The organism is Hymenobacter setariae (assembly GCF_007713685.1).
Classification (GTDB): domain Bacteria; phylum Bacteroidota; class Bacteroidia; order Cytophagales; family Hymenobacteraceae; genus Hymenobacter; species Hymenobacter setariae.
The window spans coordinates 76,894-100,481 of the sequence record NZ_VMRJ01000001.1 but is presented as its reverse complement, the minus strand read 5'-3'; the positions used below and the strand labels follow the sequence as shown (position 1 = coordinate 100,481).

Annotated in this window: 12 protein-coding genes, 1 pseudogene and 1 riboswitch; of the genes and pseudogenes, 10 read left to right on the top strand and 3 right to left on the bottom strand. The window is 61.3% G+C overall.

All coding sequences use genetic code 11. The annotated features are described in order from the left end of the window. Positions 1 to 301: 301 nt before the first annotated feature. A complete protein-coding gene (locus tag FNT36_RS00365; RefSeq protein ID WP_144842853.1) occupies positions 302 to 859 on the top strand; it encodes a lipocalin family protein in 558 nt (185 codons plus the stop codon). Positions 860 to 914: 55 nt separating this feature from the next. Next, positions 915 to 1,694 carry an NADPH-dependent F420 reductase gene (locus FNT36_RS00360; RefSeq protein WP_262712145.1) on the top strand — a complete coding sequence of 260 codons (780 nt, stop codon included), beginning with the start codon at positions 915 to 917 and terminating at the stop codon, positions 1,692 to 1,694. A gap of 48 nt (positions 1,695 to 1,742) precedes the next feature. Here FNT36_RS00360 and FNT36_RS00355 read toward each other — a convergent pair whose 3' ends face one another. Further along, entirely contained in the window at positions 1,743 to 2,015 is a 273-nt protein-coding gene (locus FNT36_RS00355; protein WP_144842849.1) for a UBP-type zinc finger domain-containing protein, read from the bottom strand. A 256-nt stretch (positions 2,016 to 2,271) separates the two neighbouring features. Beyond that, a riboswitch (cobalamin riboswitch) is annotated at positions 2,272 to 2,459 on the top strand. A gap of 205 nt (positions 2,460 to 2,664) precedes the next feature. Between FNT36_RS00355 and metE the strand changes: the two genes are divergently transcribed. Together metE and FNT36_RS00345 are read left to right on the top strand one after the other, a co-directional pair. Further along, on the top strand, positions 2,665 to 4,989 hold the full coding sequence (gene metE, locus FNT36_RS00350; protein ID WP_144842847.1) for a 5-methyltetrahydropteroyltriglutamate--homocysteine S-methyltransferase: 2,325 nt from the start codon (positions 2,665 to 2,667) through the stop codon (positions 4,987 to 4,989). 110 nt (positions 4,990 to 5,099) lie between these two features. Then, the gene (locus tag FNT36_RS00345) at positions 5,100 to 5,510 is read left to right on the top strand and encodes an acyl-CoA thioesterase (RefSeq protein ID WP_144842845.1); all 411 of its coding nucleotides are present in this window, start codon (positions 5,100 to 5,102) and stop codon (positions 5,508 to 5,510) included. A 120-nt stretch (positions 5,511 to 5,630) separates the two neighbouring features. Here FNT36_RS00345 and FNT36_RS00340 read toward each other — a convergent pair whose 3' ends face one another. After that, positions 5,631 to 9,896 carry a hybrid sensor histidine kinase/response regulator transcription factor gene (locus FNT36_RS00340; RefSeq protein ID WP_144842843.1) on the bottom strand — a complete coding sequence of 1,422 codons (4,266 nt, stop codon included), beginning with the start codon at positions 9,894 to 9,896 and terminating at the stop codon, positions 5,631 to 5,633. 339 nt (positions 9,897 to 10,235) lie between these two features. Between FNT36_RS00340 and FNT36_RS00335 the strand changes: the two genes are divergently transcribed. The 6 genes from FNT36_RS00335 to FNT36_RS00310 all read left to right on the top strand — a co-directional run bounded on the left by FNT36_RS00335 (position 10,236) and on the right by FNT36_RS00310 (position 22,220). Next, entirely contained in the window at positions 10,236 to 12,161 is a 1,926-nt protein-coding gene (locus tag FNT36_RS00335) for a glycoside hydrolase family 35 protein (RefSeq protein ID WP_144842841.1), read from the top strand. 420 nt (positions 12,162 to 12,581) lie between these two features. After that, positions 12,582 to 15,722 carry a SusC/RagA family TonB-linked outer membrane protein gene (locus FNT36_RS00330; protein ID WP_233635565.1) on the top strand — a complete coding sequence of 1,047 codons (3,141 nt, stop codon included), beginning with the start codon at positions 12,582 to 12,584 and terminating at the stop codon, positions 15,720 to 15,722. A 21-nt stretch (positions 15,723 to 15,743) separates the two neighbouring features. After that, complete coding sequence (locus FNT36_RS00325) at positions 15,744 to 17,285, top strand: RagB/SusD family nutrient uptake outer membrane protein (RefSeq protein WP_144842837.1); 1,542 nt, start codon at positions 15,744 to 15,746, stop codon at positions 17,283 to 17,285. Positions 17,286 to 17,436: 151 nt separating this feature from the next. Further along, positions 17,437 to 18,969: a glycoside hydrolase gene (locus tag FNT36_RS00320; RefSeq protein WP_144842835.1), complete on the top strand. Its 1,533-nt coding sequence runs from the start codon at positions 17,437 to 17,439 to the stop codon at positions 18,967 to 18,969. A 168-nt stretch (positions 18,970 to 19,137) separates the two neighbouring features. Continuing rightward, on the top strand, positions 19,138 to 21,534 hold the full coding sequence (locus FNT36_RS00315; protein WP_233635564.1) for a sugar-binding domain-containing protein: 2,397 nt from the start codon (positions 19,138 to 19,140) through the stop codon (positions 21,532 to 21,534). 131 nt (positions 21,535 to 21,665) lie between these two features. Further along, positions 21,666 to 22,220, top strand: a complete 555-nt coding sequence (locus tag FNT36_RS00310; protein ID WP_144842831.1) for a GNAT family N-acetyltransferase — start codon at positions 21,666 to 21,668, stop codon at positions 22,218 to 22,220. Between the two features lie 60 nt (positions 22,221 to 22,280). On the opposite strand, the pseudogene FNT36_RS00305 reads toward FNT36_RS00310, so the two are convergent. Beyond that, positions 22,281 to 23,393: pseudogene (locus FNT36_RS00305) on the bottom strand (acyltransferase family protein). Positions 23,394 to 23,588 lie beyond the last annotated feature (195 nt).

Below are 23,588 nucleotides of genomic sequence, written 5' to 3'. Positions count from 1 at the left end.
GGCGCGCCAATAATTAATTTAATTATCCTAGCAACGAGCTGTGGCCAAGACAATAGGCACCAGCTCAAAGCAGCGCTTTATAGTAGCGGCGGTGCACGGATAGGTTTTATCATTGGCGGCACGGCTATCGCGACTACTGCTAACGACAACTGCTTAGTGATAAGCCACCTAGATGCAGCGAGTTGGCTTAGATAAGCTCACTTTCCTAGCTGGGTCTATTATCGTGTGGCGCTTATAGTATAGGTGCCGTATATGACACAGCTGAGCTTCCAAGCCAATTGTTTTTTTCATATAACGCACCATGACCAACCAAACTTCCCACCGGCCGGTAGCCCTACTCGCGGCTGCAGCCGCCGTAGCTACTGCCGGGGCTGCTTACTTGTACCTGCGGCGCAAAAGCTATGCGCCGCTGCCCACTATGGCGCATGTTGACCTAGCGCGCTACTTAGGGCGCTGGTACGAAGTAGCCCGCCTGCCGGTACCCTTCGAGAAAAATTGCGAGCATGTCACGGCTGACTATTCGCGCCGTGCCAATGGCAAAGTACAGGTACTCAACACCTGCCACAAGGGCGACGTGTATGGCCCAGTGAAAACAGCCACTGCCACTGCCCGCGCCATCGATGCCACCAATGCCAAGCTTAAGGTGCAGTTTTTCTGGCCTTTTGAGGGCGACTACTGGATACTAGACCTTGACCAAGCCGATTATCAGTACGCACTAGTGGGCGAGCCGAGCCGCAAGAGCCTTTGGCTGCTGAGCCGCCAGCCGCAACTGGCCTCCGACATCCAGCAACGCCTCATCGAAAAGGCCCGCGACCTGGGCTTCCCGGTAGAAAAACTTCTTTTCACGCCCCAGCCATAGGGTGCGGCCTAGCGACCGGCCCTAAGCAAACAGCGCTTTTAGCTGTTGTTAACTCTTGCAGCGGCGCACGGCCGCTGGTCAACCTTCTAATTTAAGTAAAATGAAAATAGGAATTATCGGGGCCGGCTACATTGGCGGCACCCTCGCTGGTCGCCTCACCAAGCTGGGCCACACCGTATCTATTGCCAACTCGCGTGGCCCCGAAACGCTACAAGACCTAGCCCAAAAAACGGGGGCTACCGCCGTGACGGCCCACGAAGCCGCTCGCGCCGGCGAAATTGTTATTGTGACTATCCCGCTGATAAGCATCCCGAAGCTGCCCCAAGACTTGTTCGAAGGCGTGCCTGCCGATGTGCCCATTATTGACACCAGCAACTACTACCCGCTGCTGCGCGATGGCCACCTGCCCGAGCTAGAGCAGGGCGACCTCACCGAGAGCGAGTGGGTGCAGCAGCACATAGGTCGCCCGGTGGTGAAGGTGTTCAATAATATCTCCTTCACGAGCCTGGGCAGCGCGGGCAAACCCGCTGGCACGCCCGGCCGCATAGGGCTGCCCGTGGCCAGCGACGATGCCGCTGCCAAACAGAAAGTAATGGCGCTAGTCGAGGAGTTAGGCTTCGACGCCATCGACGATGGTAGCCTACATGAGTCGTGGCGGCAGCAGCCCGGCACGCCGGTATACGGTGCCGACCTGCCGGGTGCGGAGCTCAAAAAGCAGCTTGCCGACCTAGGCACTACGCGCACGGAGGAGCAGCGCAAGGAGTTTGTCGCCAACCACGTGAAGCAGGAAGAGGCCATGATAAAGCAGTACGGGTCGCAACGCGGCGACAAGTAAGCTCATTTTGAGAGTAGTGGCCCCTCCCCCCGGCCACTACTCTTTTGGCTAATACTCCCCAAACGACTGGTCGAGGTAGCACCAGGCCCAGCGCTCGCCGGGCTGCGCGGAGGTGATGACGGGGTGCTGTGTAGCGTGGAAGTGTTTGGTAGCGTGCTTGTTCTTCGAATCGTCGCAGCAGCCCACGTGGCCGCACTGCTGGCAGATGCGCAGGTGCACCCAGGTGTCGCCTAGGGCCACACACTCGGGGCACACGTGCTGGGTATCGTGCTTGAGATGGTGCAGGTCGAGCGCCTGTAGGTGCTGGCAAGGTGCATTCATATAGATAGGATAGATTAGTGGGAAAAGTTATTCGTCAACCAGTTGCTTTTGCAACACAGGGCTACCTAGGCAGCAGTCGCAAAGTACTGGCCCGATGTTCAAACGACGGTACCGTCACCTAGCTTTAGTACCGTCTTTTCCTAGCTTTTTACCGCACTTAAAGGCAGAGAACTCTGACTGGCGCCTAGGTACCAAGGGCAGACGGCTAGGCATGGTCGAAGGGCAGCGTGTATCTTCACGCCGAATTCTTTGCAATATTCAATTGCCGTAGGAAGGTTTTCGGGTAATACCGAGATTAATAAGGAACCGTGTGAGAATCACGGGCTGTCGCGCAACTGTAAGTACCGCAACAAGTTATAGTCAAGTTATCTCCATTGCCCGCCGGGTGAGAAGGAGGACTATAATGGTACAAGCCAGGAGACTTGCCTGCCTACGACTTTAGACGTATGCCCTCGCGAACTGGGGCAGTAGTCTGGCTGATTGAATTGCGGTGTAACACACTGGCCGGGCGGGACGCCGCCCCGGGGCCAGCGGGCGTGCGCACGCCCTAGGTGTACCGTAGTTCGGCTTGGCTGGCGTGCTGCGGCAGTGTGCGGGGGCGGCGCCCTTGCTGAGAATGAGTTTCTTTCATTCTTACCCCCAAGCTTTTATGCTTACGCACAACCTAGGCTACCCGCGCATTGGTAGCCAGCGCGAACTAAAAAAGGCCAGCGAAAAATACTGGGCTGGCACGCTCAGCGCGGCCGAGCTGCACCAAGTAGGCACCCGCATCAGACAGCAAAACTGGCAGCTGCAACAAGCCGCCGGCCTCGACCTGATTCCGTGCCACGACTTCAGCTACTACGACCACGTACTGGACACGAGCATGCTGGTGGGCAACATTCCGGCCCGCTACACGCCGCTGGTAACCCAAAACCGCGACGCCACCGAACTGGATTTGTACTTCGCCATGGCGCGGGGCTACCAGCACGGCGGCCTCGACCTCACGGCCCTCGAAATGACGAAGTGGTTTGATACCAACTACCACTACCTGGTGCCGGAGTTTACCAAGGACCAGCAGTTTAGCCTGTTTTCGACGCGCCTCTTCAATGAGTTTAACCAAGCCAGCCAAGTGCTGGGCGCCGCGGCCAAGCCCATGCTCCTAGGTCCGGTTTCGTACCTGCTGCTGGGCAAAGAGAAGGAAAGCGGCTTTCACCGACTAGAGCTGCTGAACCGCCTGCTGCCTGTATACGAACTGGCCCTGAACCGCCTGCACCAGCAAGGCGCCGCCTGGGTGCAGCTAGATGAGCCCTGCCTGGCCCTCGACCTGACGCTAGCCGAGCGCGAAGCTTACCAGCGGGCCTACGCCCACTTAGCGCGCCGCTGCCCCGGCCTAAAGCTATTGGTAACCACGTATTTTGAAGGTCTGCGCGATAATGTGGAAACGGCCCTTAAGCTGCCCATCCATGCGCTGCACCTCGACCTAGTGCGCGCCCCCGAGCAGCTGGCGACGGTGCTGCCGCTGGTGCCGGGCTGGCTGTCGCTTTCCCTAGGTGTAGTGGACGGCCGCAATATCTGGAAGAACGACTACCAAGCCTCGCTGGCTCTCATCGACGTGGCTGTAGCGCTACTCGGCCCCGAACGGGTGCTGCTGGCGCCCAGCTGCTCGCTACTGCACAGCCCCTGCGACCTCGACCTGGAGACGAGCACCACTAGTTTGTTAGCCGAAATCAAGCCTTGGCTGTCTTTTGCTAAGCAGAAGCTCGGCGAGGTACGCGACCTGCACCAACTGGCTACTCAGGCGCCGGGCAGCGCCGAGCTGCTGACCCACAACCAGGCGGCATTGGCCAGCCGGCGTCAGTCTGCGCGCATCCACCGGCCGCATATAAAGGAGCGCACGGCGGCCGTGACCGAGGCCAACGCCCGCCGCCAAAGCCCCTTTGCCGAGCGTATTGTGGTACAGCAAGCACGGCTGCAACTGCCGCTGTTTCCGACCACTACCATCGGCTCGTTTCCGCAGACCGAGGACATTCGGCAGCTGCGGGCGCGCTGGAAAAAGGGCGACCTCACCGACGACGCTTACCAAACAGCCCTGCGCCAGGCCACGGCCGAGGTAGTGCAGTGGCAGGAGGACCTAGGGCTCGATGTGCTGGTGCACGGCGAGTTTGAGCGCAACGACATGGTGGAATACTTCGGCGAGCTACTCGATGGATTCGCCTTCACCGCCTACGGCTGGGTGCAGAGCTACGGCAGCCGCTGCGTGAAACCGCCCATCTTGTACGGCGACATTCACCGCCCGCAAGACATGACGGTGGCCTGGACCACCTACGCGCAGTCCTTGACCACCAAGCCCATGAAAGGTATGCTGACCGGGCCGGTGACCATCTTGCAGTGGTCGTTTGTGCGCGACGACCAGCCCCGCGCTCTCACAGCCTTGCAACTGGCGCTGGCCATTCGGGAGGAAGTGCAGGCGCTTGAAGCCGCTGACATCGGCATTATTCAAATTGACGAGCCTGCCATTCGGGAAGGTTTGCCGCTGCGCCGGGCCGACTGGCCGACCTACTTGGCTTGGGCGGTGCGGGCCTTTGGGGTGGCCGCGTCGGGCGTGCGCGACGACACCCAGATTCACACTCACATGTGCTACTCGGAGTTCAACGACATGCTGCCCGCCATCGCGGCGCTCGATGCCGACGTGATAACCATGGAAACCTCGCGCTCGCAGATGGAGCTACTCGCCGCCTTCGCCGACTTCCAATACCCCAACCAGATTGGGCCGGGCGTGTACGACATTCACTCGCCCCGCGTGCCCACCGTGGAGGAGATGGTGGCGCTGCTCGAAAAAGCCCAGGCCATCTTGCCCGCCGAGAACCTGTGGGTGAACCCCGACTGCGGCCTCAAGACCCGCAAATGGCCCGAAACGGAGGCCGCTCTACGCCAAATGGTAGAGGCCGCCACGCAGCTGCGGCAAGTGGCCGCGTTGCAGCCCGTTAGCTAGCCTGGCATCTACCTAGGGGCCGGGCGGCCACCGCGCCGCCCGGCCTTTTAGGGCGCTGCGTGCCCTCACTAAGCCGTTATTTTACGTGTTAAAGCTGTTTTTTAAGTTTTATGAACTCCCTCGCTGACCAGATTGCCCGCGCCGAAACGCGCATTTTCAAAGCTGTATTTCCTAACACTACTAACCACTACGACACCCTCTTTGGCGGTGCCACGCTCATGCTCATGGATGAGGTGGCCTTCATCACGGCCACGCGCTTTTCGCGTCTCAAGATGGTGACCGTTTCGTCCGACAAAGTCGATTTTACGCATCCCATTCCGGGTGGCTCGCTCGTCGAACTCATCGGCAACATAGCCCGCGTAGGCAATACCAGCGTGCAGGTGCGCGTCGAGCTCTACGTCGAGCAGATGTACTCAGAAGACCGCCAGCTGGCCGTAACGGGCCTCTTCACGTTTGTGGCCGTCGATGAGCACCGTCGCCCCGTGCCAGTGCGCTCGGGTGTGGAGCTAGTGCAGAGCTGAAGTACGATTGTCATGCAGAGCGTAGCGAAGCATCTCGCGTGGCGCAGTAAACCCTGACGTTCGCAGGCGTAACCACGCGAGATGCGTCGCTTCGCTCTGCATGACAATCGTATTTCAGTCCTACTCGTCCTCGTCAACCAGCGCGGCCTCGCGGGCGGGGCGGTGCTGGCGGGCGTACTCGGTGGGGGCCATGCCGTAGATTTTCTGGAAGGTTTTGCGGAAGTACTTCACGTTCTCCACCCCTACCTCGAAAGCTATTTCGGACACCCGCAAACTGCTGTGGGCCAGCAACTGGGCAGCGCGCTTCATACGCACATCGCGGATAAATTCGACCGTGGTTTGGCCAGTGATACTCTTGATGCGGCGGTACATCACCGACTGGCTCATGCACAGCGCCTCGGCCAGCACCAATACGCTAAAGGCCGGGTCGGTGAGGTGGGCCTCCACGGTGCGCATGGCCTGCTCCAGGAAGGTGCGGTCGGCATCGGGAATGACGACTTCAGTGGGTTCGAGCAGCAGCTGGCGCTGGTAGTACTCGCGCAGCTGGTGGCGATTGCGCAGCAGCGCGGCTACCTTGGCTTGCAGCACCAGCGGGTTGAAGGGCTTGGGCACGTAGTCGTCGGCCCCTAGGTCGAGGCCTTCGACCTCGTGCAGGGCGGCCGTGCGCGCCGTGAGCAGTAGTATCGGCACGTGGCTGGTTTTGGGGTGCTGCTTGAGGCGCTGACACAGCTCCAGGCCATCGCTGTTGGGCATCATCACATCGCTGATAACCAAGGCTGGGGCCTGACCTAGGGCCAGCTGCCAACCTTCGAGACCATCGGCGGCGGCCAGCACCTCGTAGTCGGCGGCAAAGAGCTGCTGCAAGTACTGGCGCACCTCGTCGTTGTCTTCCACCACCAGTAGGCGGGGGCGCGTGGCCAGGGTCACGGGCTCGTTGGGCAGGTCCAGCGACTCGGGCGCCAGGAGCGCGGGAGCCAGCGGCTCGGGCTGCTCGGTGTCGGGCACTAGGTCGCCGGGCTGCAAGTGGGCTTGGCCGAAGGGCAGCCGCAGCCGGAACGTGGTGCCCACTCCTACCTCGCTCGCCACCGCTATGCTGCCCCCATGCCGCTCGGCAAACTGCTTGACCAAGGACAGCCCAATGCCGGTGCCCGTCATGCGCAGCGTATCGGTGTGCGAGGCCTGGTAGTAGGGGTCGAAGATGTGCGCCAGCTCGCTGGCCTGAATGCCAGCGCCAGTATCGACTACGCTTATCTCTAGGTAGTTACCTACCGGCTGCCCCTGCTCAAACACAGCTTCGCTGCCCGGTGTGCCTACCACCGTGGCCGCCAGCTCGATGCGCCCGACCTCGGGGGTGTACTTAAAGGAATTGGCCAGCAGGTTGGTCAGGATGATTTCGAGCTTGCTGCGGTCGAAATACAGCCGCACGGCCTCGGCAGGCACGTCGAGCAGGTAGGTAATGCGGCGCTCGGCGGCTTTTTGCTCAAATACGGAGAAAATATCAGTCAGCGCCCGCACCACGTTGGCGTAGCTGGCGCGCAGCGGTACGTTGCCGGTTTCCACCTTCCGAAAATCGAGCAGCTGATTAACCAGGTCAAAGAGCTTGCGCGTTTGCCGGTGCATGAGCAGCACCTTGTCGCGCAGGTGGTGGATGGGTGCCGACGAGCCAATTATCTCCTCCATCGGCCCCAAGATGAGCGTAAGCGGCGTGCGTAGCTCGTGGCTCACGTTGGTGAAGAAGCCGAGCTTGAGGTTGGTCAGCTCCTTTTCTTTTTCTACCATCAAGTGCTCCAGCGCCAGCTTGTTGCGCAGGTTTTGCTTGGTGATTTCGGTGCGTCGATAGAGGGCAACGGCTCCTACCAGCGCGCTGGCGTACAGCAGGTAAGCCCACCAGGTTTTATACCACGGGGCCAACACCTCAAACTGCATGGTGGCCGGCCGCGGCGACCATACGCCCTCGCCATTGTCGGCCTTTACCTCCAGGGTGTAGCGGCCGGGCGGCAGGTTGGCGAAGCTGGCCGTACGCTGGCCGGGGCCGGGCCGTACCCATCCTTCGTTGTAACCCAGCAGGCGGTAAGCGTAGTGGTTTTTCTGCGGATTGGTATAGTTGAGGGCCACGAACTCGACCGAGAAGTCGTTTTCGGCCGCCCGGATGGTCACGGTTTGAGGTTGGCTCAATGCCCTAGGTAGCAGCACGCGGCCATTAAACGGCTGGCCCACTGCCACCGGCTGGTTGACCACGCGCAGTCCCGTGAACTGCACCACCGGCGGCGTCGGGTTGGCCTGAATGGCCCAGGGCTGGAAGTAATTGATGCCATTGATGCCGCCGAAGTAGAGCGTGCCGTCGGCCCCGCGGGCGGCGGCCCCTATTTTAAAAGCGTTGCTTTGCAGGCCGTCGGCCACATCGTAGCGCAGGTAGCGGCGGGTGGTCGGTGTGAAACGGTAGAGACCAGTGCCGCCTACCCAGAGGTTGCCGGCCTCGTCGGCCAGCAGGCTTTCCACGTCGCTCTCGGGCAGATAGCGGCTGTAGGGCCGCACCACGTCGCGGCCTTGCGCATCGGTGGTGAGCTGGTGCAGGCCACCGCCGATGGTACCTAGCCAGAGGTCGCCATTCTTACCCAGCAGCAGCGGCCATACGTAGTTCACGCGCAAGCCCTCGGCCGCGTGCGCATCGTAGGCAAACTGCCGCAGCAGAAGCAGCGAGTCGGCGGTGGGGCGCAGCTTGAGCAGGCCCGCGTTGCGGGTACTGGCCCACAGCACGTCGCGCCTGGCGTCGTAGAGCAGGTAGGTAAAGCGGCTGGTGGGCAGCCCGGCGTGTGGGGCATCGTAGTGCGCCAGCAGGCGCCCATCGGGACCTAGGCGAAACAAGCCCTGCGAAAACGTAGCTACCCAGAGCGTGCCCTGGCCATCTTGGGCTAGGTGCTCGATACTGCTAGCGGCCAAGTCGAAGCCGCCCGGCAGGCGCCGGTAGGTAGTAAGTTGCTCGCGCCCGCCGGTGCGGCGTAGGGCCACCAGCCCGTTGTCGCGGGTGCCAAACCAGAGCGTGCCATCGGCAGTACGGAAGATGGTAGCCACGTCCACGCCCCGCACTGTGTCCGACTGCTGGTTGAGGTAGCTGCGGTAGGTGTGGCGCCCTAGGTCGTAGGCCGACACTCCATTGCGCGAGCCCAGCCACAGCGTGTTCGTCGCCTCCTCCTTATAAATGGCGTTGATATAGTTATTAGCATTGGAGAGGGCCGGCTGACCCGTGAGCTGGTGCCGCAGGTGCCCAAAGGCGCGCTGCCGCAGGTCTACCTTGTTGAGGCCGCCCGCCGAGGCACACAGCCACACCAGTTGGTCGCGGCCCTCAAAAATCTGGTGCACGCGCTCCGAGTTTAGGCCGTGCACTTCGCCATCGCGGGGCAAGAACAGGGTGGGCCGCGCCGTGCGCAGCGGCGGGGCGGTGCCCGTCACTACGCCTGCCTCCCACACATAGAGGCCGTAGAGCGTGCCCGCCCATAGCCGCCCCAGCGAGTCGAGGTGCAGCGCCTGAATGAGCGGGTAGTGATGCGGCAGCGCGTGGCCAGCCAGCGCGTGCCCGGTGCGGCGGCTGGCCGCCGGTATCCAGAAAATCTGCCGTTCGGTGCCCACCCACAAGTCGCCGCGTCGGTCGAGGGTAAGCGCGCTCACGGGCATGGTCAGCGAGGTAGCTTCTACCGGCAGCGCTGGCTCGGTGGTGCGCACTAGCACCAGTCCTGCGCTCTTCGTACCTACCCAGGCCTGGCCGTCGGCATCAATGGCTAGGCTCGTAATGCCCGCCAGCGGAGGCCGGTCAGCAGCAGTGGGCGGCAGTTGACGTAGGGCCGACGGCTGGCCTTGCTTATCGAGGGTTAGCACGAATAAGCCATCCTGAGCCGTGCCCACCCAGAGGCGGCCCTGTGCGTCGGTAGTCAGCGCTTTCACGTCGGCCTGGGCCAGGCGGGCACCTAGAGCGCGGTAGGCCCCCGGAAAACTGCGGGTACCTAGGGGTTCAAACGTATCGTGGTCGGCGTCGTAGCGGCTCAGGCCTGAGTTTTCGGTGCCCACCCACAGCTGCCTGCCGGGAGCGGCCAGCAGCGCCGAGATGCGGTTGCTCGATTGCCCGTTGCGGGGGTTGATGGGCAGCGCGTACGACTTGAGGCCGTAGCCATCGTAGCGGTCGATGCCCCGGTTGGTGCCTATCCAAATGAAGCCGTCGTAGTCCTGCGCCATGCACATGGCGTCGCTGTGCGAGAGGCCCTGGTCGACGGTGATGTGCTCGAAGCGAAACTCGCCGGGGGGCGTATCCTGGGCCTGCGCGCCCAAGCCAGCACCCCACAGGAGTAGCCCCAGCAGCAGCCTGACCCATTGAAACCTACGCAGCCTATTCATGCTAAAATACCGTAGCGGACTTGCTATCCGCTAAGGAAAGATAGCACCGAACCGCCCAGCGAGCAGCTTACCGGCGGCCCCGGCCAGGCTCGCGCCCCGGCGGCTCGGGCCATTAGCTAGGCGCTAGGCTGCTAACTGCCACCGCAGGTGAGATACCCTTTAATAGGCCTTTTGCAGGGTATTTAGGGCGTTTTTTGCCGAAAAAAGCCCCCTTTGCCGGTCGCGCAGGCGGGTACTTTTGTCCCTTCACAATTCTATACATCTCCCCTGCGCTGGCTGTCGCGGGGCATTTCCCACCCGGCTACCCGGTCCCGCCGCGGCCTGCCACTTTTCGCCCTTATGAGAAAAACTACTTTCTCGCAAAACCTGGTTTTGCTGTTGCTGGCTGCCGGCCTGGCCGAAGCCGCCCCCGCTACCCCACCCGCGGCCCGGCCGCCCCGCAAGCGCACCACCGCGGCCGCGCCCAAGCCAGCCCCAGCGCCTACCCACACCTTTGCGCTGGGCAACAACCAGTTTTTGCTCGATGGCAAGCCCTTGCAAATGATTTCTGGCGAGTTGCACTATCCCCGCATTCCGCGCGAGGCTTGGCGCAGTCGCCTCAAGATGGCCAAGGCGATGGGCCTAAACACGATAGGCACCTACGTGTTTTGGAACGTGCACGAGCCCCAGCCGGGCAAGTACGACTTTGCGGGCAACAACGACGTGGCGGCCTTCGTGAAAATGGCCCAGGAAGAAGGCTTGTGGGTGATTTTGCGCCCCAGCCCCTACGTGTGCGCCGAATGGGAATTTGGAGGCTACCCCTACTGGCTCCAGAACGTGTCCGGCCTGAAGGTGCGCAGCCAGGAGCCTCAGTACATTGCTGCCTACACCCGCTACCTCCAAGCCGTAGGCAAGCAGTTGGCCCCGCTGCAAGTCAACCACGGAGGCCCGGTCTTGATGGTGCAGGTCGAGAACGAATACGGGTCGTATGGGTCTGATAAAGTGTACCTAGCCCAAAACAAGCGCCTGTTTGAGCAAGCCGGCTTTGATGGGTTGCTTTATACCTGCGACCCGGTAAATGATGTAGCCAAGGGTCACCTGCCCGGCCTGCTACCCGCCGTCAATGGCACCGACAAGCCCAGCCAGATTCGCAAGCTCGTGAACACCAACCACGACGGCAAGGGCCCTTACTACGTGGCCGAGTGGTACCCAGCGTGGTTCGACTGGTGGGGCGCGCCGCACCACACGGTGCCCGCCGCCCGCTACACGCCAGGCCTCGATTCGGTGCTGCGCGCCGGCATGAGCATCAATATGTACATGTTCCACGGCGGCACCACCCGGGGCTTCATGAACGGGGCCAACTTCAAGGGCGACACCAGCCACTACGAGCCTCAAATCAGCTCCTACGACTACGACGCGCCCCTCGACGAGGCCGGCAACCCCACGGCCAAGTTCCGGGCTTTCCGCGAGGTCATTGCCAAGTATCGGCCAAAGAACCAGCCTCTGCCGCCTGTGCCCGCCGCCAAGCCCAGCGTGGCCCTGCCGGCCGTACAGCTCACCAAGAGTCAGCCCCTACTAGAGCGTCTGCCGGCCCCCGTGGCTAGCCAAAAGCCGCTCACGTTTGAGGCCCTCAAGCAGGCCTACGGCTTTGTGCTCTACCGCACTACCGTGGCCGGTGGTGGCGGCGCGCAAGTGCTCAAGCTGCGTGACCTGCGCGACTACGCCGTGGTAATGGTAAACGGCCAGCGCGTGGGCACCCTCGACCGCCGCGAGCGCCAAGACAGCATGCGCGTGACACTGCCCGCCGGCAAAGTGCAGCTCGACATCCTGGTCGAGAACCTGGGCCGCGTCAATTTTGGCGAGTACCTGCTCCAGAATAACAAGGGCATCACCAAAAGCGTGACCCTAGGTGGCAAAGAGCTTACCGGCTGGCAGCAGTACGGCCTCCCCTTCGACCAAGCCCCGGCCGTGGCCAAGGCTAGCGCGGCGGCCCCCACCGCTACCACCGGCCCAGTGCTGCGCACCGGCACCTTCACCGTAGCCACGCCCACCGACACCTACCTCGACCTACGCCAGTGGGGCAAGGGTAGCGTGTGGGTCAACGGCCACAACCTAGGGCGCTACTGGGGCATCGGCCCCCAGCAAACGCTGTACGTGCCGGCCGAGTGGCTGAAAAAAGGCGCCAATGAGATAACTGTCCTGGAGCTACTTAAGCCCCAGCAAACTAGCTTGGCCGGCCTCGACCATCCCATCCTCAGCGAGCTAAAACCGCTAGGGTCTTTGTAGACTCATAGGGCTGCTAGCCCCTCCGAATATAAGGGGTAGTGCTAGCTAAAAGCTCCTCGTTAACCCAGGCGCTCGGCGCTGCAAAAGGGAGCAACTCTGCCAGGCGCAGGGTTGCTCCCTTTTGCATGGCAGGACTATGGTACTTCTTTTTTGGAACACTGCTAAAATGCACTATGCGTTTTATTTATAGCATATTACCTAATAAGGAGCTTTTAATAGCCGCTGGAAAATGGCAGGTTTTGGCCCCCCTTCTGCCGAAAAATGCTCCCCTTGGGGGGCAGGGCGGCCGGTACTTTTACATCCTCTTTTGCGCCCCCTTTCCGAGCTGGTGCCCACCGCTTGCTTCGGAACGCAAGTCGAGCTGATTTCCACATTTTCCCCACCCAGGCGGGCTTTGGCTCGTCGCATACCTTCTTGCTGATGCAAGCAAAATCTATACTCCTGTGCGGAGCATTGCTGCCCTTGGCGGTGGCCGCCGCACCCGCTGCTGCCCTCCCCACCGAGGGTGCCGCCCTAGGTACCGCCCGCCGCGCGCCAGCCGCCGACACGCCCGTGAGCGGTACCGTACTTGATGAAAAAGGCGCCGGCCTACCCGGCGTAACAGTGGTGCTCAAAGGCACCACCATCGGCACCTCCACCGACGCCGACGGCCGCTTCTCGCTGCGGGTGCCTGAGGGCACGGCCAACCCTACCCTCGTCATTTCCTACATCGGCTATGAGCGCCAGGAAGTGGCCGCTACTGGCCAGGGTCTAAGCATAAAGCTCACCGCGAGCGCCCAGGCCCTCGACGAGGCCGTAGTCATCGGCTTCGGCTCGCAGGAAAAGCGTACTGTTACTAACGCCGTAACCACGGTGCAGGGCGCCGAGCTCTCGAAGCTGACGGTGAGCGATGTAGGCTCGGCCCTGCAAGGCAAGGCCGCCGGCGTTACCGTAACTAGTGCCGGCTCGGAGCCGGGCAGCCAGCCCCAAATTCTGGTGCGCGGTATCTCGACCATCAACGGCAACAGCCCGCTCTACGTGGTAGACGGCCTGCCGGTGAATGACATCAACTACCTCAACCCGAAGGATATCGCCACCCTCACGGTGCTCAAAGATGCGGCTTCGGCGGCCATCTACGGCTCGCGGGCGGCCAATGGCGTGGTGCTCATCACGACCAAGGCGGGCTCGGTGAGCGCGCCGGTGATTACGGTAGATGCCACCTACGGCGTGTCGAACCCCACGCGGGTGCCCCACATGGCGTCGGCCAGCGAGTACGCCCGCATCATGAACCTAGCGGCTACCAACTCGGGCAACCAGCCCGTGTACGCCAACCCCGACCAGTACACTCAAAGCACCAACTGGTGGGACCAGATTCGGCAGCGCGGCATCACCCAAAACTACTCCCTAGGTCTGTCAGGCGGCTCCGACAAGGTGCAGTACTCCACGGGCCTGAGCTACTATAAGGAGCGTGGCCTGGTACGCGGCACCGACTTCGACCGCCTCGTGCTGCGCGTGAAAACTCAGTACCAAGCCGCCAAACACCTCAAGGTGGGCCAGGATTTGAACATCTCGATGACCAACCAGAAGTACCTCAATAATGGTAGTCTGTTTCGGGATGCGTTCAACGATGACCCCATCACCTCGCCCCGCCAGGACCGCAACACGGGCAACCCCTACGATAACTACGGCGCTTCGCCCACCGACATTGGCAACCCGCTGGCCGTGGTAGAGCGCAACGACGACAAGCGCAACCAGTACTTCTTGGTGGGCAACGTGTACGCCAACTACGAGTTTATTCCGGGCCTGATTGCCGAAACGCGCTTTGGTACGAACACCAATTTCTACGAGCGCAACGCGTTTTCGCCGTTCTATACCATCGACGCCAACGAGCGCAACCAAGTAAACCAGGTGACGCGCGAGCACAACCTGTACCTCTACTGGAACAACACCAACACGCTGACTTACACGAAGTCGCTGGGCGACCACAACTTCACGGCCTTGGCTGCTGCTACGTTCGAGAAGTTCAGGCTGAACAATGAGGTGGCTTCGGGCCAGGCCATTCCGAGCAACGACCCTAGCCTGCGCCAGCTCGACGCGGCCACGGCCAACTACAACGCCAACGGCAACACCTACACCAACACGATTGCCTCGCTTATCGGGCGTCTGACTTACGACTACAAGGGCCGCTACCTGCTGTCGGCCAGCATTCGCCGCGACGGAGCCTCGGTATTCCCGACCAACAACCGCTGGGGCACGTTCCCCTCGCTGTCGGCAGGCTGGCTCATCACCGACGAGGAGTTTATGAAGTCGTTTGAAACGCTTAACTTCCTGAAGCTGCGCGCCAGCTGGGGCCGCGTGGGTAACCAGAACATCAGCACCTTCAGTGGCGCTGGCTTCAATGGCATCACCAACTCGGCCTACACCGGCACGTTCTCCAAGACTTACTACGTGACCGGCGACGACCGCACGGCGCAAGTGGCGGTTATCCAGAGCAACGTGCCCAACCCCAACGTGAAGTGGGAAACCGTGGAGGACTACGACCTAGGTATTGATTTTGGCTTCTTCCAGAACCGACTGACAGCCACCTTCGACGTGTTCCGCCGCAACACCACCGACATGCTAATGGCCCAGGCCATTCCAGGCCACGCCGGCTACGGCTACAACAGCCCGGTGACCAACATCGGCAGCATGAAAACCAACGGCCTTGACTTCACGGTGGGCTACGCCGAAAACAAGGGCGCCTTCACCTACGGCTTGAGCATCAACGGCACCCGCGCCATCAGCAAGATTGGTACGCTGGCCAACGGCCAAGCCCTGTATTCGGGCAATACGCCCATCTTCGGGCGCCCTTCCAAAACTGAGGAAGGCGGCTACGTGGGCGCCTTCTACGGCTACCAGAACACGGGTATCTTCCAAAACCAGGGCGAGATTGACTCCTACAAGGCAGCCAACGGCACCGTCATTCAGCCCAATGCTAAGCCCGGCGACTTCCGCTTCGCGGACCTCAACGGCGACGGCGTGATTAATGCCGACGACCAGAAATACATCGGCAACCCCACGCCGGCCATGACCTTCGGCGTGAACCTGAACATGGGCTACAAGGGCTTCGACCTGCAAGCCTCGTTGGTGGGTAGCCTAGGCAACGACATCGTGAACGCCAGCAAAGGCTGGTGGTACTCGGGCAGCTACAACTACAACAAGATAGCCGGCCTCGAAAACACTGCCTGGCACGGCGAAGGCACCTCCAACACGGTGCCCCGCATCACGGCCAACGACAACAACCAGAACCTGACGCGCTTCAACAACTTCTACGTGGAGAACGGCTCCTACGCCCGCGTCCGCAACCTGCAAGTAGGCTACACCTTCCGCAAGGAGGTAACCAACGCCATGCACATGGCCGGCCTGCGCCTCTACGTGAGCGGTCAGAACCTATTCACCTTCACCAAGTACAGCGGTGCCGACCCCGAAATTGGCTACGGCCGCTCGTACACCGATGCTTCGTCGGCCCTGAACCGCGGTATCGACCTCGGCAACTACCCCACCAACCGCACCTACCTGGTGGGCGCCAACATCAGCTTCTAACTCTCCCCACCCGCCAAAGTCATGAAAAATTACTCCCGCCTATTCACCCTGGCGCTGGGCCTGAGCTTGAGCCTAGGCACGCAGTCGTGCTCTAATTTCCTGGACCAATCGCCCCAGGGCCAGCAGACTACCGATAACTACTACACCAACGCCGACGAGTGCAAGGCGGCCGTGATGGGCTGCTACGCCCTGGCCGACCAAAGCGACTGGTGGCAGATTGACCGCACCCGCATGTTTGGCGATGCGGGCTCGGACGATGCCTGGAAAGGCAACGCCATTGCCGGCGACCAGCGCGAGTTTGGCGATTTTGCCCGCTTCTTCTGGCTGCCCAACAACGAGTGGTTCGACAACCGCTACACGCACATCTACCAGTCGATTGGCAACTGCAACGCCGCGCTAGTGGGCATCGCCAAGGCGCCCATCGACCCCACCTTGCAGCAGCAGCTCATTGGCGAGCTCAAGTTTATCCGAGCCTACAACTACTTCGAGCTAGTGAAGGGCTACGGCGGGGTGCCGCTGGTGCTCACGCCCGTGTCGCCCGCCGATGCCGTGACCCTCAAGCGCGCTACGGCCGCCGAGTGCTACACTCAGATTATTAAGGACCTTCAGGAAGCCGCTGCTGCGCTGCCCGAGAAAAACGCCCGCGCCAGCGCTGACAAAGGCCGCGCTACCAAAGGCGCCGCCAATGCCTACCTAGCCAAAGCCTATCTCTTTACCGAGCAGTGGGCCCTGGCCCAGACGGCCGCCGAGACGGTTATCAACTCGAACCAGTACAGCCTGGGTGACTTCGACAAGGTGTGGAGCGTGAGCAACCCCAACGGTGTAGAGTCGATTTTTGAGCTCAATTACAACGCCAACCAGACCTTCAACCTCGGCACCGCCCTCACGGTGGTAATGCGCAGCCGCGCCGATGGCGGCTGGGGCTTCAACACGCCCAGCAGCAACCTAGAGCAGGCCTTCGGCAACGACCCGCGCCGCCAGTGGACCATCATCAAGCAAGGCGACAACGTGGGGCCCAAAACGGCCAACTTCGACTACTCGAACTACGACACCAAGGTGAGCGAAAACGAGTCGGGCCGCATTAGCCGCAAGATGTTCCTGCCCTTGGCCGACCGCCCCGCCAACGAGCAAAACCACGCGCCGCTCAACCGCATCGAGATGCGCTTGGCCGACCTGCTGCTCATCCATGCCGAGGCCTCGAACAAACTGGGCCAGGACCCCAAAGCTCTAGCTTCGCTGAACTTGGTGCGCGCCCGCGCCAACCGCCTCAGCCCCGGCACAGTGCTACCCCGCACTTCGTCGGGCACGCAGCTGCTGAATGACATCTGGCTGGAGCGCCGCCTCGAGCTGGCCATGGAAGGCCACCGCTACTACGACCTAGTGCGCCAGAAGCGCCTGGTTGACGTGATGACGGCCTTCAATAAAGCGCAGCTCACCAGTACCGACCCCTACGACAAGGGCAAGGTGAAGGACCAGATTTCGGAGAAGAATAACCTCTTCCCGATTCCGACTCCCCAGATTCAACTCTCGGGCGGTAACGTAACCCAGAACCCTGGCTACTAGGTTAGTTGTGCGGAATTTATAGTCTGCATTTTCCTCCCATAAGTCGCTGACTACGAAATCTGCGCAACTGCCACCTAGTCCCATTTTACTAGTCCGGCTGCTCACCTTACCCGGAGGAGCAGCCGGACTACCTATTTCAAGTCTTTTCTACATGTCTTTCTCCTTCACCTTGAAGGCTGTAGCGCCGCTGGCCGTTGGGCTACTGGCAGCCACCAGCCCCGCCCGCGCTCAAACGCCAGCTATCACTACAGTGCGCATCGACGCCACTAAGCCGCACCAAACCATTGCCAATTTCGCCGCTTCTGATGCCTGGGCTGGGCAGTTTGTGGGCAACTGGCCCGCCGCCAAAAAAGAAGCCATTGCCGACTTGCTATTTAGCCAAGAAAAAGGCATCGGCTTGTCGATGTGGCGCTTCAATATTGGGGCGGGTAGCGCCGAGCAAGGCGAGGCCAGCGGCATCAAGGACGAGTGGCGGCGGGCCGAGTCGTTTTTAACGCCCGCGGGCAGCTACGACTTCACGCGGCAGGCTGGGCAGCTGTGGTTTTTGAAAGCCGCCCAGCAGCGCGGCGTTAAGCAGTTCCTAGGGTTCTTGAACAGCCCGCCCGTATCGCTGACCGCCACTGGCAAGGCCTACGCCAAAGGCGGTGAAACCAACCTGCCACCTGCTAATTATGCGGCCCTAGGTACCTACTGCGCCAAGGTGGTGCAGGGCGTGAAGCAGGCCACCGGCATCACATTCGACTACCTCAGCCCCATCAACGAGCCTCAGTGGGACTGGAGTGACGGCGGCCAGGAAGGTAGCCCCTTCCGCAACCCCGAAATAGCCGGCGTAGCCAAAGCCACGGCCGCCGCCCTGGCCGCCCAGAGACTCCCCACTAAAGTGCTAGTGACCGAGGCCGGCAAGCTCGACTACCTGTTCACCACCGCCGACAAGCCCGGCCGAGGTGACCAGCTGGCAGCCTTTTTTGGCGACAAAGCCGCGCCGACCCACCTAGGCGGCACGCCGCAGGTAGCGCCCATCATCGCGGGGCACAGCTACTTCACGACCTCGCCGGCCGCCACGGCCATCGCCACGCGGCAGCGACTAGCGGCGCGGGTGGCGGCGCTGAAAGGCATCAGCTACTGGCAGAGCGAGTACTGCATCCTGGGCGATAACGCGGGCGAAATTAACGGCGGGCCGCGCGACCTAGGGATGAAACCAGCGCTCTACCTGGCTAAAGTCGTGCACTACGACTTGGCCGTGGGCAACGCCACCGCCTGGCAGTGGTGGCTGGCCATTTCGCCCTACGACTACAAAGACGGCCTCGTGTACATCAACAAAAACAAGACCGACGGCACCTATCAGCCCAGCAAGATGCTATGGGCCCTAGGTAACTACAGCCGCTACCTGCGCCCCGGCGCCGTGCGCCTCGACGCTCAGCTAGCCGACTCAGCCCGCACCGGCCAGCCCCTGGTGTCGGCCTACAAAAGCTCGAATGGCAAGCAACTGATAACGGTCGTCGTGAACGACTACGACACGCCCGCCACCGTACAGCTCGTGCTGAGCGGCAAGCGGCTGGGCGCGGGCAAGTCTTACGTTACCTCTGCCACAGCCGACTTGCAGCCGGGTGCAGCCGTGCCAGCGGGCCAGCCGCTGCAAGTAGCGCCGCGCTCCGTTGTCACGCTGGTGAGCGAATTGCGCTAGCACCACAGGTTTTCAGCAACATCTAAACCGTCTGTCATTGCGAGCGCAGCGAAGCAATCGCACCCGAACAGAACTCGAAAGGCACGGCTAAACAGGTGTGATTGCTTCGCTACGCTCGCAATGACAGACAGTTTTTCTGCCCTAAATGACTATTCCTTTTCCCACCTCATGAGATTTCCCCCTACCCTACTCCTGCTTCTAGCCAGCTACCTATTTGGCAGCCGCCTAGCCAACGCCCAGCGCCAGCAGCTCTTGTTTAATAACGACTGGAAATTTCACCTAGGCGATGTGCCCGGCAGCCAGCAGCCCCAAGCCGCCGATAAGGACTGGCGCGCCCTGACGCTGCCGCACGACTGGGCCATCGAGGGGCCGTACAGCGAGCAGTGGGCCAGCGCCACGGCCTTTTTGCCGGGGGGCGTGGGTTGGTACCGCAAGTCGTTTAGCGTGCCCGCTAGCTTCCGCAATAAGAAAGTATTCATCTACTTCGATGGGGTGTATAAAAACAGCGAGGTGTGGCTGAATGGCCATTCGCTGGGCAAGCGGCCGAGCGGCTTCGCCTCCTTTCAATATGAGCTGACGCCCTACCTAAGCGCCACCGGCAGCAACGTGCTAGCCGTGCGCGTAGACCACCCTCAGGTAGCCGATTCGCGCTGGTACACTGGCTCGGGCATCTACCGCAATGTGTACTTGCTGGCCACTGCGCCGGTGCACATCCGGCCTTGGGGCGTGGCCTTCACCACGCCCACGGTGAGCGCTAGCGCTGCCACCGGCCGGGTAGCCGTGACGTTTACCAACGCCTTGGCCAAGGCCACTACCGTAACGGTTACCAGCACCCTGCTCGATAACAAAGGACAAGTCGTAGCCACGGCTAAGCAAACGGTAGCCGCCAAGCCCGGCACCGACGCCACGGCTACGCTGACTTTTCCCATCAAGAAGCCCGCGCTGTGGTCCGTAGACCACCCGAACCTCTACCGCCTGCGCACCACCCTAGGCGTGGCCGGCCAGCCCGCCGACGAAGTGACTGAGGAAGTAGGCGTGCGCACCATCCGCTTCGATACCAACCAGGGCTTTTTCCTGAACGGCGAGAATATGAAGCTCAAGGGCCTCTGCATCCACGATGATGCGGGCGCGCTTGGCGTAGCTGTGCCGCCTGAGGTGTGGGAGCGCCGCCTGAAGCTGCTGAAGGCTGGCGGCTGCAACTCCTTGCGCATGAGCCACAACCCGCACGCCGACTACCTCTACCAGCTCTGCGACCGCCTAGGCTTCTTGGTGATGGATGAAGCCTTCGACGAGTGGGAGCACGGCAAGAACAAGTGGGTGGCCGGCTGGAACGTGGGCACGCCCGCCCAGTTTGGCTCGCACGAGTACTTTAAGGAGTGGGGCGAGCGCGACCTGCGCGATATGGTGCTGCGCAACCGCAACCGCCCCAGCATCATCATGTGGAGCATCGGCAACGAAATTGACTACCCCAACGACCCCTACTCGCACGAGGTGCTGAACACCGGCCGCAACCCCCAGATTTACGGCAAGGGCTACCTGCCCAACCACCCGCCCGCCGCCGAAATGGGGCCCATCGCCAAGCGCCTAGTGGCCATGGCTAAGCAGGCCGATAGCTCGCGACCCATCACGGCGGCGCTGGCCGGCGTAGTGATGTCCAACTTCACCGACTACCCCGCCGCCCTCGACCTGGTGGGCTACAACTACCAAGAGTTTCGCTATCCCGAAGACCACAAGCAGTACCCCAACCGCATCATCTACGGCAGCGAAAACGGCATGGCCCGCGACGCCTGGGCGGCCGTCGATAGCAACGCCTACGTTTCGGCGCAGTACCTCTGGACCGGCATTGACTACCTAGGCGAAGCCGGCAAGTGGCCCCAGCGCGCCAACGGCGCGGGCCTGCTCGACATGGCCGGCTTTCCCAAGCCCGAGTACTACCTGCGCCAAAGCCTGTGGACTACCGCGCCCATGCTCTACCTAGTGGCCGCCGAAGCCCCCGCCGCTGGCCGCCGCCCGCGCGGCACCGCCACCTGGAACTGGCCCGCCGCTACCCAAGTGCGCGTGACCGCCTACACCACCAACGAGGCTACCGAGCTGTTCCTCAATGACCAGTCGCTGGGCAAGAAAACCGGCCGCCAGCCCACCTGGGACGTGCCCTATACGGCTGGCGAGCTGTCGGCCAAAGGTTACCGCAACGACAAAGTAGTGAGCGAGATGAAGCTGCAAACGGCCGGCGCCCCTACCGCCATCCAGCTCACGCCCGACCGCCGCACCCTACCCGCCAAAACCCGTGGCCTCGCCCAGTTTGAAGTCACTATCGTGGACGAAGCCGGCCGCCCCGTGCCCACCGCCACCGATGAAATCACGGTGGCGCTCACCGGCCCTGCCCGCCTCCTAGGTATCGAAAATGGCGACCTCGCCAACCACGATGCGCCTACCACGCCTCGGCACCGCGCCCACCTAGGCCACCTGCTGGTATACGTGCAGGCTACGGGCGCTGGCCCCATTGGCGTAACTCTCACGGCACCTGGCTTGCGGACGTCTAAAGCCGAGTTGCGGGCAGAATAAGTAGCTTGGACTCTGCGAGTCCGAGTGCGAGCGCAGCGAGCAGCTACGTTGGAGAACGTAAACGGACGCAAATGCTCGCTACGCTCGCACTCGGACTCGCAGAGTCCAAGCTACTTTTACCTTTATCACCTATGTCCGAGTTCACTATCCGAGAAGCCTCCGCGGCCGATGCCCCTGCCTTGGCCGAGTTGGCCAACCAGTACACCTACCAGAACCTGGACGAAGAAGCCCGGCAGGGTGGCTTCCTGACAGGCTCGTTTGCGGCGCCGGCCCTAGGTGCCATGCTGGCTTCGGTACCGGGCCAAGTGGCCTATTACCAGGGGGAATTAGCTGGGTTCGTTATCAATTCCAAGCTTCCGGCTGAGCGGTACCCACCGTTTATACAAGCCATCAATGCGCTGCTACCCAACTTGCTCTACCAGCAGCGCCCGGTTACGGACTACAGCTGGTTTTATTACGGGCCGGTGCTGGTGCGGCAGGAGTATCGGGGCCAAGGCTTACTTCAGCAGCTTTTCGCTGCCACGAAACAGACGCTGACGGGGCACTTCGACCTAGGGGTAGCGTTTATTGCCGCTGAGAATGCGGCCTCTCGCTGGGTACACACGCAGAAGCTTGGGCTAGAGGTAGTAGGAGAAATCGATTTCCAGGGTCAAGCCTATGACATCTTGGTTTTTCCAGTGTCGTAATGACGACCTTAGGCGACTAGCTTGTAGCAACCCAAATTTGCAGAATAGCTGAGTTTGTTTTTACCCCAGTTTTGTCCGCAGCCAGCGGCGAACCGGCTCATCGTACCATTTCAGACTAACATACGCCAACGCAACACCCCCTAGCAAAATCAGCAACGCGTAAGGCCAGGCTTGCCCGAGGGTTACGCCTTTATGGTTGCTAATCCAGGCAACGTAGAAGTAGACGAGCGGGTAATGCACTAGGTACAGCGGATAGGATATCTCCCCCAAGAACTTGCATAGTTTCCCTTCTACCTGGGTTTGCAGCACGCCGCTGGCACCCACGTACACCAAGAGTGGAAACATCAGGATGATGCAGATGGCTTCGTAGATTCCGTTCATCCACACATGGTCGGCGCCGCCGATGCGCGGCATGTATAAGACGAGGGCCAGCACGAGACTGCACCACAAAAAGGCGTGCTTGATGCGGGCGGGCTTGGCTACCCGCGACAGCAGCAGCCCGGCAAAGAAGGGATACATCGTCCGCGTCAGCCCCACGCGCACCTGTTCCACGTTGAGGGTCCACCCCCCGCTCACATCGCCGGCCGGGCTGGTAATGGCCAAGTGCGCGAGCACAAGGGCCGATAGTAACACTAAGATGCTCAGCACGGTGTTGGAGAATTTTCGAATACCAAGGGCGTAGAGGATATTGGCCAGGTACTAAAAGAACAAGGACCACCCAACGCTATTGAGTGGGTGCATTTCTTGCCAGCCTCGGATATCCAGCGACAAGGGAATCGGCAGAATGGTGTAGCCGATGAGCAGCACCAACAGCATCTTCCACAGCGGAACGGTGTGAATGAGCGGCCAGATGGTGGAGTCAGTAAAATAGAACCCGAGGGCTCCTAGGGTCATGCCGAGCACCACCAGGGGTTGCAGCCGTTCGATGCGGCGCTTCAAAAACGTGCCGATTGTCATGGTCGGCCAGCGGTCGTCATAGGCATAGCCGATGACAAAGCCCGATAGCAGAAAGAAGAAGTCAACGGCCAGGTAGCCATGGTTGACCAAGATATCGAGGTGCCCCGTACCTAGGGGCTCGGTCAGGTGAAAGGTGACCACGATAATGGCGGCCACCCCACGTAGGCCATCCAACAGCGGGTAATGCGGCTTGGTAGAAAGGCTGTCCTTGTTCACTGGTTCTTAGCTAATAGGGCTTGGGATTTACTACCAACACGGCAACAACTGATGCGCCGACTGTTCAAAACGCTTCCATCTTGTCGCCTTGGCTCACCTTTACCAGTGTGGCCAGCAGCAAGCCGGAAGTACTTGCTGGGCGGCGAAGCTACGCAAAGGCCCCAACCTGACCAGTCAGGTTGGGGCCTTGGGTAT

Bases quoted from the DNA above. Each gene is read 5' to 3' on its own strand.
- FNT36_RS00345 (WP_144842845.1), top strand. From the start codon at position 5,100: ATGAACTCCCTCGCTGACCAGATTGCCCGCGCCGAAACGCGCATTTTC.
- FNT36_RS00335 (WP_144842841.1), top strand. From the start codon at position 10,236: ATGAGAAAAACTACTTTCTCGCAAAACCTGGTTTTGCTGTTGCTGGCT.
- FNT36_RS00320 (WP_144842835.1), top strand. From the start codon at position 17,437: ATGTCTTTCTCCTTCACCTTGAAGGCTGTAGCGCCGCTGGCCGTTGGG.
- FNT36_RS00330 (WP_233635565.1), top strand. From the start codon at position 12,582: ATGCAAGCAAAATCTATACTCCTGTGCGGAGCATTGCTGCCCTTGGCG.
- FNT36_RS00340 (WP_144842843.1), bottom strand. From the start codon at position 9,896: ATGAATAGGCTGCGTAGGTTTCAATGGGTCAGGCTGCTGCTGGGGCTA.
- FNT36_RS00310 (WP_144842831.1), top strand. From the start codon at position 21,666: ATGTCCGAGTTCACTATCCGAGAAGCCTCCGCGGCCGATGCCCCTGCC.
- FNT36_RS00315 (WP_233635564.1), top strand. From the start codon at position 19,138: ATGAGATTTCCCCCTACCCTACTCCTGCTTCTAGCCAGCTACCTATTT.
- FNT36_RS00325 (WP_144842837.1), top strand. From the start codon at position 15,744: ATGAAAAATTACTCCCGCCTATTCACCCTGGCGCTGGGCCTGAGCTTG.
- metE (WP_144842847.1), top strand. From the start codon at position 2,665: ATGCTTACGCACAACCTAGGCTACCCGCGCATTGGTAGCCAGCGCGAA.
- FNT36_RS00365 (WP_144842853.1), top strand. From the start codon at position 302: ATGACCAACCAAACTTCCCACCGGCCGGTAGCCCTACTCGCGGCTGCA.
- FNT36_RS00355 (WP_144842849.1), bottom strand. From the start codon at position 2,015: ATGAATGCACCTTGCCAGCACCTACAGGCGCTCGACCTGCACCATCTC.